Annotated in this window: 7 protein-coding genes; 5 read left to right on the top strand and 2 right to left on the bottom strand. The window is 34.3% G+C overall.

From position 1 onward, the window contains the following. The first annotated feature begins 258 nt into the window (after positions 1-258). The 3 genes from BW936_RS15180 (at position 259) to BW936_RS15170 (ending at position 4615) form a co-directional block, all read left to right on the top strand. Entirely contained in the window at positions 259-1347 is a 1089-nt protein-coding gene (locus tag BW936_RS15180; protein WP_208611132.1) for a DUF6807 domain-containing protein, read from the top strand. Positions 1348-1364: 17 nt separating this feature from the next. Beyond that, positions 1365-2741, top strand: a complete 1377-nt coding sequence (locus tag BW936_RS15175; RefSeq protein ID WP_076549694.1) for a Gfo/Idh/MocA family protein — start codon at positions 1365-1367, stop codon at positions 2739-2741. Positions 2742-3952: 1211 nt separating this feature from the next. Further along, on the top strand, positions 3953-4615 hold the full coding sequence (locus BW936_RS15170; protein WP_076549692.1) for an NUDIX hydrolase: 663 nt from the start codon (positions 3953-3955) through the stop codon (positions 4613-4615). 173 nt (positions 4616-4788) lie between these two features. Here BW936_RS15170 and BW936_RS15165 read toward each other — a convergent pair whose 3' ends face one another. Both BW936_RS15165 and BW936_RS15160 read right to left on the bottom strand, forming a co-directional pair. After that, positions 4789-7452 carry a glycosyl hydrolase gene (locus tag BW936_RS15165; protein ID WP_244156241.1) on the bottom strand — a complete coding sequence of 888 codons (2664 nt, stop codon included), beginning with the start codon at positions 7450-7452 and terminating at the stop codon, positions 4789-4791. 605 nt (positions 7453-8057) lie between these two features. Beyond that, positions 8058-8603 carry an RNA polymerase sigma factor gene (locus BW936_RS15160; protein ID WP_076549688.1) on the bottom strand — a complete coding sequence of 182 codons (546 nt, stop codon included), beginning with the start codon at positions 8601-8603 and terminating at the stop codon, positions 8058-8060. A 165-nt stretch (positions 8604-8768) separates the two neighbouring features. Between BW936_RS15160 and BW936_RS15155 the strand changes: the two genes are divergently transcribed. Next, complete coding sequence (locus tag BW936_RS15155; RefSeq protein ID WP_076549686.1) at positions 8769-9926, top strand: FecR family protein; 1158 nt, start codon at positions 8769-8771, stop codon at positions 9924-9926. Positions 9927-10050: 124 nt separating this feature from the next. Beyond that, positions 10051-13569, top strand: coding sequence for a TonB-dependent receptor (locus BW936_RS15150; protein ID WP_084182103.1), 3519 nt, complete (start codon positions 10051-10053; stop codon positions 13567-13569). Positions 13570-13585 lie beyond the last annotated feature (16 nt).

Here is a 13585-nt window from a genome sequence, read left to right as displayed (position 1 = left end):
TAAGTAATGCATCAAAACCTTTTATGGGTATATATTTTACTCTGGATACTACTTTTAAGGGTATTCATAGATGCTTTAAATGCACTATAACTATGATTTTCAAAAATGGATAACTGTTAAACTAGTGAGGTCATGTTAGAAGATAAAATTCTGAAAATATAAGTTACGTCTATAGCTATTACGTGAGGTATGTTCTAAAGAAAAGTATAATTAGAAGTGAATACTATAATGATAACAACAACTAAAATTCATAGTACTATGTCAAGACTGATCCAACCGAATTTATTTATGGCGATGATAGCCTCAGGTTTCTTCCTGATATCATGCAAAAACGAGAATTCAAAAAAATACTTAAATGAAGCTCAGGATGTTCCAAAGCAAGAAAACATTCAAATAATAGATAACGGTAAAGAACAAAGGGTAGATATTCTTATAAAGGGTAAGTTGTTCACTTCATACCGGTATCCTAAAAATATAAAAAAGCCTGTTTTATATCCCTTGGTGACACCTCAAGGAACCAAAATCACAAGGAGATTTCCAATGGAACAATCTTCTGGAGAACGCGTTGATCATCCTCACCATGTAGGAGTATGGTTCAATTATGGTGATGTTAATGGCTTAGATTTTTGGAATAATTCAGACTCAATTGCCACTGATAAGAAGGAATTGTATGGTACTATAGTGCATAAGAAAATCAATAAAATTGTTGAAAATAAGAATACAGCCTTGTTAGAGGTAACTATGGAGTGGCTATCCCCTGAACAAAAAACTTTAATGGTAGAAAACACCACATTTATTGTAGAGAACAAAGGGGACATATATACACTGGATAGAATTACCAAACTAACGGCCAAAGAGGATGTTTTATTTAAGGACAATAAAGAAGGGCTTTTAGGCGTCCGGGTAAGGCGTGAACTAGAGCATCCCTCAAATAAACCAACCATTTTTACCGATGTAAACGGTATACCAACTGGTGTACCCGTTTTAAATAATGAAAAGGTTAAGGGCAAGTACGTAAATAGTGAAGGAGTAGAAGGGGAAGACACTTGGGGTAAAAGAGCGCGTTGGGTGAACTTAACATCTAACATTAATGGAGAGCATATATCATTGGCCATTGTAGATCATTCAGAGAACATAGGTTACCCAACTTATTGGCATACCAGAGGGTATGGCTTATTCGCGGCTAACCCATTAGGTCAATCAGTGTTTAGTAAAGGAAAGAACGTTCTTAATTTTAAACTGAACAAAGGAGAAAGTAAAACATTTAAGCATAGAATTGTTGTAGCTAGCAAATTACTGGACGAGGTAAGACTGAATAAAGAATTTAACGAGTTTTCAAATAAATAATCAAATACTATTTAATTATGAAGGATAGACGAAGTTTCATTAAAAAAACAACCTTGGGCGCAACAGGTGTTGCTTTGGGCTCATTTGCATTTCCAGCAAAATCTTACAGTAATATTTTAGGAGCAAATGACAGGGTAATTCTTGGTTCTGTTGGGATCCGAGGCCGAGGTAAGGGGCTTTTGGACAGTTTTACCAAAATGCATGACAAAGGGGTATTTGTAAAAACACTATGTGATGTAGATTCTTCTTTATTTAATGAGCGTGTTCAATTGGCGACCAACAATCAAGGAGGAAAAGCTCCAAAGACGGAAACTGATATGCGTAATGTTTTCGATGATAAAGATATAGATGCGGTAGTAATAGCTGCCCCAAACCATTGGCATGCCCTTTCTACAATTTGGGCAACCCAGGCCGGCAAACACGTTTATGTGGAAAAGCCCAGTTCACATAATGTTTGGGAAGGTAGAAAAATGGTAGAGGCGGCCAGAAAATATAATAGGGTAGTGCAAGTTGGCTTTCAGAACCGTTCTATAAGTAATGTGATGCAGGCAATGGATTTTTTACATAACGGCGGTATTGGTGAAGTATTTATGGCCAGAGGTACCTGTTTTAAGCCACGTAATTCTTTTGGAAGAGTTGCTGATAGTACCCCTCCTTCCTCTTTGGACTATGATAAGTGGCTAGGACCTGCCAATTATAGACCATATAATGAAAAAAAGGGACACTATAACTGGCACTGGCACTGGGATACAGGTAACGGAGATACCGGTAATCAAGGTCCACACCAATTTGATGTAGCACGTTGGGGATTGAACAAAAATGTTCACCCTGTTAAAGTACAATCCATGGGCGGCATTTTTGGAATAACCAAAGAAGAGTGTTCTCAAGAAACACCGAATACGCAAATCTCTACTTTTGAATATGAGGACGGTAAAATACTTGAATTTGAAACGCGTGGTAGATATACGAACGGAGAATCTAATGGCAATATTAAAATTGGAAATATGTTTTATGGTACTGAAGGTTGGTTAGAGATTAATGGTAGTACTTGGAAAGCATATAAAGGTTCTGAAAAAGAGCCATTTGCCGGATCGGGAATGGCTGATGGTGCAGCTGTTGGTGGTGATACTTCCTTTAGGACTGCTCCGGACAGTGATGGGCATTTTGCCAATTTTATTACGGGAGTGAAATCTGGAAACCGATTGGATATAAATTGTGATGTTGAAGTAGGTCATATGTCTACAGTGTTACCTTTAATTGCGAACATAGCCTACAAAACAGGTGAAACTTTAAGATTCAATGGAGAGTTTGAAAATTTTATTGATAATGAAGCGGCAGATTTAATGCTTACTAGAAGATATCGATACCCGTATATTGTTCCTGAAAATGTATAATTCAATAAAATCCTGCAAATAGGATAATATTGCCTGAATTATAGGGTTGTTATTAATGAATAAGAATCCTAATCATTTGAAGGTAAAGTAACGTAATATTTAAATTACTTGCCTCTGTTGTAATAGGATTGTTGATAAAGGGTTGACCTCTATAATGGGCTCAACCCTTTTTTGCATAAAATATGTATGGCATAGCACTTTAGAGAAAGCCCGAGGAGTATACCAAGAACTTCCTTGCTTTTAAGTAAGAAGTGATAGTATACTACTAACAACTATTCACGATGGAAAATTAAATTACTGCTAAAAAATTAAAATATAGAGTAATAAGAAGCACTTTAGCATTAATTTATGAATTAATTTTTTGATCCATTCTGGAACTATTACGGGATTAAAAAGCATGATTCATTTACTTTTTTTAAAGGGTATAAACATCATTGATCATCACTTTTTAAAAAATGGAATAGATGGATAAAGGTTATGAATGAAAACTAATTATGGATATTTTGTAGGCACCTTTTTAAATATAAAGATGGAGTAGTTAAGAACTAATTAAACTTAATTTGGTGTCACTATAGTATACTGTAAATTGTTCTTAAGGTATTTTTGTATAGATTTTTTAGTTGCCTTGAATTCTTGCATATTTTGGTGATATTTCAATTATCTAGTTCTTTGAGTTTTAACAATATATTAGATTATTTTAAGTCTTATATATTTTAATTTTAGGGGGTACGTAACACCTAGAGTGATGTTTACTGCTGTTCCGTTGTTTATCCTTGAGCTAATTTTTAACACCTTTCTAGCTTTCTTCAAAGCGTGAAATTACCATATGGAATACTTCTCATAACAACTCTTTTATTTATTGATCAACATTTAAATGCTCTTGTCCTTATGTCGAAATCTAAATTTCAATTAATTACTTTGTAGGATTGCCCTGAAGTTCTAAGCGTATTAACAAGTTATCATGTAGTCAATAAAGTTTAAAACCTGTTTAATAATAGGTTCTCCGCTGAAATATTTATTTTTGTTGGTATCGAATATTTTTGTGAGCATTAAAGGTTTAAGAATGCCAGATGTTTTATGCAAAATAAAATGTTTGTCGAAAACTAGAGATATTAAATTTTAGAATTGAATTTTATGTTTACATAGGAATAATATTTTAAGCGTTTAAAAAGAATTACATGTAAACTGAACAATGAATCATATTATACTAAATGACAGTTAGACCTATTTCTCCTACAATAAAAGAGTCTTCATACGAATGTTCAATGACGGTTGATTGTGCTGTGTTTGGATTTCATGAAAATCAGCTAAAAATTCTCTTGGTTAAAAGGTCCATTCAACCGTTTAAGAATAGATGGCTTCTTCCTGGAGGTATCATGGAAGAAGGGCAGACCTTGGTTGAATCTGTAGATTTTGTATTGCATCAATTAACAGGGATCACCAATCTTCATAAACAACAGGTTAAAACTTATAGTGATGTAAATAGACATCCAACAAAAAGAGTTGTGACCGTTTGTTATTACGCATTGGTAAAACCTGAAAACCATCCGGTAATACCAAAAAATCATATTTCAGAAGTAAAATGGCATGCAATAAACGAATCATTGCCGAAATTAGCTTTTGACCATTCCACTTTACTTAATGACGCACTTGATGCTCTGAAGTCAAATTTGAGAGACAAACTTATTTTTGGTGAGTTACTTCCAGAAATGTTTACCTTAAAAGAGCTGCAAGATCTGTATGAGAACATTTTGGGCGAAGAGTTGGACAGAAGGAATTTTAGAAGAAAAATACACCAAATGAACTTATTAGAGTTAACCGGAAACAAAAAAATTGGTGTACAAGGTGGACCAAGCTTATATAGGCTGAAATAGATTATCTATACCTAAAATCAATCTGAAAGTAGTTTTTTTTTCTCTCATATGAATAAAAATATCTTGTAAAATTAAATGTTAAGATTTAAGCATTGAAACATTAACGGTAGGGTCGCTGCTAACTGTCTACCGTAATATTTCATAATAAATAAAGGAAAATTTAATTCAGTGTTTTAATGTTTAAATGTGGTTTTATTGATTTTTATAGGAGTTAATGTTACAGGACCTAATAGACCAGAGGGCATAGGCTGCCACTTGGTAGCATCGAATTTTTTATAGTTCATGTTTACCATGTTTATTTCATAAAAAACTTTCCATTCCTCTCCCATTAATTCCTTTTTCCGTATTCTGTTGGCGGGGAGATTGGTTACCTCTAAGGTAATTGTGTTCTTCCCTCTCTTTAGTGGACCAACAGATATAGCAAATGGGTTGGCCCAGAGCGCTCCAACGTAGATGTCATTGATCCAGACTTTTGCACTTTCTCTGACATCGCCCAAATTCAACAACCAATGTTCTACCTCTAAATCCGGATTATCAAATGCTATTTCGTACTTGGCAGAACCAGAAAAACTTTCGGCCTTCTTACTTAATTCTGTCCAAGAACCAAGAACCGAAATTTTATTGTTCTGTGGTAATGTTGGGCCGCCTTTTAGAAAGGTTAGGTTCCAGTCTCCAAAAATTTCATATGGCTGCCCTATAACTTTGTAATATTCCCAATCTCTATTGGATACTCCTTTTTTAGTACTTAAAACGAGAGATTCACCAGGTTTCATTTGTACTTTTACCCATGTTAAGGATTTTTCCTTTTTTATCTTGGCTCTTCCATTAACTAAGGTATTGGGATCTATAATGTATACTTCTTGATAGCGACCATTAATAGGTACGAACTTATTTACTTCTGTTGACGTATGGTTAATTAAGTAATAGGTCTTATCACCGTCAATATCTCTTCTTATGTATTTAAGTCCGGTATTCATCAATTTTTCTGGAAATACGTTTGCTTTACTTAGATTAAGTTCTAATTTTTCTATAGGATTAATAAGGGCTTTATTCACTTCCATTAGTTGAGAAAAGCGGGCATTTTGGGTTTTATAATCGTTAAAACCGGGTACTGAAGTTGGTAGGTTTTTAAAAATTATAGAGGCACCTTCTTTTTTAAGCGCTATCAATTTCTCTAAAGTAACTAATGGCATATACTGACAGTCTGGGATGATGAGACTTTTGTAGCTCCCTCCGGGTAATACAATGGCGCCATTTTCAAATTTAGCTTCCTTTATAAAAGCGTCCGAAATAAAATCCAGTCCATATCCACTCTCCATCAAACTTTTTGCGCTCTTATAAAATGAGGTGTCATAAAGCCATTCTTTTAAAGAGTGTATCTTAAAGGGATAAGAGAGGCTTGCGCCTAAATGGCTATTCCATACATCATAAACGGGCCAATATAAAAGTATATCGTTGTCGGGCCGTCCAGCCTGTAAAAAGGATTGGCAGTTGGTTATATAAGATAATAATTCTTTATGGTCTCCTGTAGGTGCCAAGTTAGAGTTGAAATTTACCGAGGCATAAAATTTCCATCCAGGCCATTGAGCTCGCTGAGGAGAATAAGTAGTGCCGTGTAAAAATACGTGATTAACTCCGTTGATGAATAGGTCTTCTACTTCTGGTTTGCATTGAGATACTGCAGTTTTAAAGTGATCTCTTAACCAAGTAAAGGTTTCAGAAGAAGTTAAGGGCTTCCCAGAAATATGGGCAGCAGAAGAAGAGAATTTAATCATCACCGGATCGGCATCTCCCGGTCTACTATCCTCTTTTTCTCTGCGCAATCCGGGTATATCATAAGGCATGGCTCCGAAAGTTTCAGATTCTGGAATATCTGCTGAAGCATAGAGGTCTATTAAGTTACCGGGCGATCCATGTGCTTGCAAGCGTGATTTGTAACCTTTATCATGTGCCCAGGTGGTCCATGGTCTGTTAAAGTCAAATAATAGTAAATCTGAAATGGTTTCTCGGTAATCACTTTTTACTCTATTACTTATTTCATTGTATTCTTTACTTAGTAATAGTGGTAAATACATTTTTAGATCATAGCCTCTGTATTTCATGAAATTATCGAAAAAATCAGGGGTAAAATTACTTCCGTATACTTCAAAGCTATCATTAAAAACAGCTCGTATTTTCCCTTCGTATCCATTTAAAGCATTAGTAAATGGTTTTAGGTAAGTGTTTAATGCGTCTTTTGAAAAATGATCTAAGGTAAATCCATCTCCTCCAGGAGCTGCCCGTTTTACTTTTTGCCCGGTCTTACCTATAAAAATAGCATATATAGTAAAGTCTTCCCTTTTTGCTTTCCAGTTAATATAATTGTCTTTAAGTAAATGTGTTAAGTTAAGGTAAGTGCCTTTGTTGCCATATGCTAAAAGATATTTTAATTGCTCGGTACTGTTTTCTTCCCCTTCTTTAAGAAGTATATGTTTAGCTAAGGATTGCCCTTCGTTTATAGTATAAGTTTTTGTTTTTAGGGAGGTAGCGGCAAACTCAGTAGTTACCTGTGGACCTCCATAGGGCCAACCGGTTCCTAAGGTTAAATCTACCTGCATATTTAGACTATCTGCAATAAAAATGGTGTAATCCAACATTCGCAACCATTTTGGAGAAAGAAAATCAATAAAATTTTGCTCCTCTCCTTTAACTCCGTAAATAGGTGCGATTTCTACTCCTCCAAAACCTACTTTCTTTAAATCGATCAAATTTCGTTTTAGGTTTATAGAGTCTACGGCACTACCCATCCACCACCAGCGTGTCCAAGGTTGCGTTACATTATTTTTTTTAGACTTCAAATTATTGTCTTGCTGTGTGTATAAAAAATCTGTGGATAAAGAAAAAAGAAATATTGTAAGTGTAAATTTTATTATAGATCGATAAAGCATTTTGTTTCGTTTTTTGGGTAGACGGTTAGAGCATTGTTTTTCTTTGGTTAGTATATGGCGCGCAAGACTTACATACTATAAAAAAGGAAACTCTAAAAGAGTAAACAACCGCAGTTTTTGTATCAAAAATTATAGCTAAAAGTATAACTTGAAAACTGTATTTCTATCCTGTACCATCCTGTATTTTATTGATATAATTAAAATAACTGACACTCTTGGGTCAACAGTATTATAGGTTTAATGCCTGTAGTATATTTCGTCATTGAATTGTTCAGGCGTAGAATATTATTTAGAACAAAACATAGTAAATATTGCTAGGGTAAGCGCATATTTGTTTTAGATGTATTAAAAAAAGAGATCGCTATTTTATTAAAGAACTACTTTATGTTTTTTCCGTTCAACGTTTTTTAGATGATTCAATTATAGATATTATTTCTAGCTGTGGTAAAGAACCTATTATTGATATAAATTAAATTTTACGAGACAATTCTAGTTTTATATAGTGGGTATTAATATTAACCAAGATTAGTGGAAATTTTTCTAATAATAACGTAGAAAAGCTTTTGGTCTTTTTTAAATTCTTGTCTAATTTTTTTAAAGGCTATTCTCATTTGGCTTTCTACCGTTTTTTCAGAAATATTTAGTTTAAGTGCAATTTCTTTATATTTTAATCCGTTTTTTTTATTGAGCAGTAATATCTCTTTGCATTTTGGTGGTAATTGGTTGATCACCATATTTAATTTTTTAATTCTAGGTTCTATATAGTTTACGTCGTCATTTAGGCTCTCTTTCGCTGTTTTGTATTTAAGCTCATCAAAGATTTTATGGTTTCGTTTATCTTTTCGGTATAAATCAATAAAGTTGTTATAAGCTGTGGTATAAAGGAAATTCTTGACAGATTTATTTTCTACAAGATCAGGATGTTTTTGCCAGAGTTTAATAAAACAATTTTGAACTATATCCTTAGCTTGATCATGGTTATTGGTAAGAGTTTTAGTGTAAGCAAGCAATGGACCGTAAAGTTGCTTGAAAATTTGTTCGAAATCTTCTTCCTTCTGCATATTGATTCTAAAAGCCTTCTTCTATTATAAGGTAATTGTGAAAAATAGGTTTGATTTATGCAAATATGTACTTTTTTTTAATTTTTTTTAAGGGTTTTGTATTTTCTATTCGTTTACAGTTTGAATACTGTAATCTATGGTGTTGTTAATTGCTAAAATGTAAGGGTGAAAAAAGTAATAGATAAATATTTAAGTGATTCCATTAATGAACTGGAAATTGAACAATTAAAGGTTTGGTTGCAAAAAGAAAAAAACCGCTTAAAGTTTGAAGATATCGTAAAAAGCCACTATCAAATAAACTTAGGCTTGCAAGAGGTAGATTTGGATAAGGAATATTTAACATTGTTGAAAGCACTTGAAAATAGAACATATGCTAAAAAAAGAGTGTACAATACATGGTACAAAAGAGCAGCAATTTTTGTGGGACTTATAGGTTTAAGTTCTTTAATGTTTTTTATTTCCAGTAGGTTTAATGGAGTGGACATTGATGAGAATACTATCACCATAAGGCAGGATAATGGAGATATTCAAGTTATTGATGAACATAGTACAATTGATATTTTAGATGATAAAGGCAATGTAATAGGTCAGCAAAAAGGTGCTCAATTAAACTATACAGGGGTTGTTAGCGAAAGTGCTTACGCAGCTACGGATAAAAAACTTAAATACAATGAATTGATAGTTCCTTATGGCAAAAAAATGAAACTAGTTTTGTCAGATAGTACTGTAGTCCATATGAATTCAGGAACAACGTTTAAGTACCCGGTTAAATTCTTAAAAGATGGGGTAAGAAAGGTTTATTTGACGGGAGAGGCCTTTTTTGAAGTGAGTGAAAGTAAGAGTAACTCATTTATAGTGAGTACAAGCGAAATTGACATTCGTGTGCTAGGTACTAAATTTGATGTGAGTTCGTATACAGATGATAAAGCGGTAAGTGCGGTATTAGTTGAGGGTTCCGTTGAATTATATAAGTCCGGCTCCCAAAAAAAGGAAGTAGAAAATTATGTGCTGGAACCAGGGCAAATGGCCTCATGGAACAAATCTATAGCTAATATGAATATTACCGAGGTAGATATACATGAATATACGTCTTGGGTCAATGGTAAAATTATATTTCAGGTAAGGCCTTTTAAGGAAATTATAAAAGTACTGGAAAGGCATTATGATGTTGCTATTACTAACAACTATAAAGCTTTAGATAATCAACAGTTTTTTGCAAAGTTCGATACAGAAACTATAGAGCAGGTAATGACGTATTTTCAGAGTAGTATCCCGTTTTCTTATACTAGAAAAGGCGATGAAATTATAATTAACCAACCCTAAAACCAGATGCCTATGAGTATAATAATCTCTTAACCTCACCTCAAAAAAAAATCGGAATATGCTCCAACATATCCCGATAGTAAAAGGTGATTAATTAAATAACCACAAAAACGTATACAAAAGTATGAATAAAAATATTATTCGTTTGGGAATGATATGTTCAGTATTATTTCCCAATATCAGTTTAAAAATGAAGTTGACCACTCTTTTTTTAATATTAGTCCTTTTTAGAATTCAGGCTAATACTTATTCTCAAAATACCAAAATCACTTTGGATTTAGAATCGGTAGGGGTAATGAAGGTATTTAAGGAAATTGAAGCCAAAAGTGAATTTAAGTTTTTGGGGAACCAGGATGTCATAGATAAAGAAAGGCTAGTTTCTATACATGTCAAAAACCAGAGAATTGAAAAAATCTTGACCAATTTGTTCCAAGGTACCCATATCACTTTCAAAACTATTGATAGACAGATTATTCTAAAAAAAGAAAAACCAAAAATAGAATTAAAAGACCCTCCCATACATAATTCTGCTAAGCAAAAACAGCAGCATACTATTAGTGGAACCGTTGTAGATATTGATGGTACGCCTTTGCCAGGAGCCAATATTTTGGAAAAGGGCACTACCAATGGTACCCAAGCAGATTTTGATGGTAATTTTTCTTTAGCGGTTTCTAATGAAGAAGCCATTTTAACCATTTCCTATATTGGTTTTGCAGCTAAAGAAGTTGCAATAAAGAATCAAAAGAACCTTAACGTGGTTTTGCAAGAAAGCGCTGATGGGTTAGATGAGGTTGTAGTTGTAGGCTATGGCACGGAGATAAAAAGGAACTTAACAAGCGCTGTTGCTTCGGTAAGCACAGAAGAATTACAAGATATACCGGCAACATCGTTAAGTAATGCAATTGCAGGTAGATTGGCAGGTGTTTCCATTTCTAGTGCAGGGGGTAGACCCGGTACAACGGCGGGAATTAGTATTAGAGGGGCTACAACTGGTCCTCTACAGGGGTCGTCTGCGCCATTATACGTAATTGATAATGTGATAGCAACGAAAGAATTGTTTGATTTGTTAGGTGTTAACGAAGTAGAAAGTGTTTCTGTTTTAAAAGATGCCGCAGCATCAGCGGTCTATGGAGCCAGGGCGTCTAACGGTGTAATATTGGTTACTACTAAGCGTGGCCAACCAGGTAAGCCAGTATTGACCTTTAATACATCTATAGGTACATCTAAGGTCAGCCGTGATGTTCAGCATACCACTGCTTATGAACATTCATTACTAATTAACCAAGCGGTTAGAGCAGGGTCAGACCCATTAATACCTAACTCGCAACATGGTACAGTGCCCATTTCAGATGTAGAGCTTGAGTATTTAAAAAATAATCCATTTCCAAATTTTCTCAACGACGTAGAAATTGACCCGTTAGTGAAAAATTATACTGCCAATATTAGCGGAGCTAGCGATGTTGTAGATTATTTTATTGCAGGGTCTTATATCGATGAATCTGGATCACTTAAAAAATTAAATTACAATAAATCTAATTTAAGAGCGAATATAGGTGTTAAGCTGTCCGAGAATTTGAAAATTTCTTTGACTTCTTCGTTGGCTACAGATAATGATTATCAATATTATTGGCCATTTGACTCGAATAACGATAATTTATTCGATGGGTATAGACAGGCCGGTAGAAGAGGAAACTGGGCACCTACATATATTAATGGTCTACCAGTGGCCAACTTTAATGCATTTCATATAGGTGATTATATGGATCAAGCTGGCGCTGGGGATAGAACAAGAAAAACGAATCTTCTCAACTATACCGTAGATATAGATTATAAGGTGCCGTTTTTAAAAGGGCTTTCTGCCGGAATTACGTATAATAATCGTAAAAATATCAACACGAACACTACTTTTAGAAAGCCACATACATCATATTTCTTTGCTGCAGACCCTAATAATCAATTTCTGTTAACAGATGAAATTACCGGTACTAGAACTAGGCTAGAAGGTGGTTCTGACGGAAATTCTATTTATAAGGATAATAATACAGTTATATCATATCAGTTAAATGCACGTCTTAACTATGATTATACGGTTGGGGACCATAATATTAAAGCAGGGTTTATTTATGAACAGTGGGAGGCCGATAGCGATTTCTTTTGGGTAAGAAGACGAAACTTACTTACTACAGAAATTCAGCAACTTTTTGCTACATCAAATGACGCAGAAGATAGAAATGGTAACGGTTCTGAATTTGAAGAAGGCAGATTATCCTATATAGGTACACTAGGTTATACATTTAAAAATAAATACTTTATAAATGGATCCTTTAGATATGATGGGTCTGTAAGATTCGAAGAAGAAAATCGCTATGGTTTTTTTCCTTCGGTTTCTACAGCTTGGATAGTAAGTGAAGAAAGTTTTTTTAATGATAATTTAGATTTCATAGACTTTTTTAAGATAAGGGCGTCTTTAGGTCTAACAGGTAGTGATGCTGTAACTAGTACGTTTTCTTATCTTGAAGGATTTCAGGCCAGCGGTAGTACCGTGTTTGGAAATGGAAACAATTTAAATACAACTATTGTAAGTCGTGGTATAGCGTCTACTGGTTTAACTTGGGATAAAACAAAAAGTTTCAATATTGGGGCAGACTTTGAGTTTCTTCAGAATAGACTAAGTACCACGGTTGAAGTATTTAAGAATAAAAGATCAAATCTATTTGGACCAAGGCAATCTACCGTGCCCGTATTGATCGGTACAGGTTTGCCCCCGGAAAATTATGGAGCAGTAGATGTAGAAGGGTTTGAGGTCTTAACCAATTATAAAAATAAAATTGGTAATGTTTCCTATAATATAGGTGCCAATATCGGCTATTCAAAAAACAGAGTGACCACTTTTGATGAAAGTGATGCTTTAAGAGACTATGAGCGTCAGTTAGGTACTAATACCGGCAGAATTTTTGGATACAGAAATATAGGTATGGTCAGGACCCAATCTCAATTAGATGAGTTAATTGCAACGGGGTACACTTTTGAGAACCAAACACCATATATAGGTAGTTTAATTTATGAGGATATTAGAGGTAATTCTACAGAAGATCCCCAAGGAAATACACCAGATGGCGTCATAGATAGGAATGATAGAGATGTAATTGGACAGTATAGTTCTCCTCCAATTAATTATGGTATTACCTTAGGTTTTACGTATAAGGATTTTAGTTTTAACGCTTTCGTTCAAGGGTTTGAAGGGCATGAGAGAGTAGTTCCTGATAATGGTAGGTTTTATTTTGATGTAATAAGTGAAGGTGGTTGGGCGCATTGGAACGATGCTTTCGATCCTGTAGATAATCCAGATGGAAAATTCCCAAGATTTACTAGATGGGGAACTAATGGTAATCCCAACTTTCAAACTTCCAGTTTTTGGTTGCAAAAGGCAGGTTTTGCAAGGTTAAAGAATTTGAATATATCCTATAACCTACCGCAAACCGCATTGCAGACCGTTGGAGTAAAACAAGCTAAGCTCTATTTTAATGGGACCAATTTATTCTTTCTTTATAGTACTATTAAAGAATACGATCCTGAAATTTCTTCAGGTGCAGGCATTCCAATTAATAAAACGTATAGTTTGGGTCTACAAATAACTTTATAACGTAATAAAAGCTAAG

The sequence above is a fragment of the Maribacter ulvicola genome (assembly GCF_900155985.1).
Lineage (GTDB): Bacteria > Bacteroidota > Bacteroidia > Flavobacteriales > Flavobacteriaceae > Maribacter > Maribacter ulvicola.
Note: the sequence above shows the minus strand (reverse complement) of the source record. Positions and strands in the feature narration are given on the sequence as shown.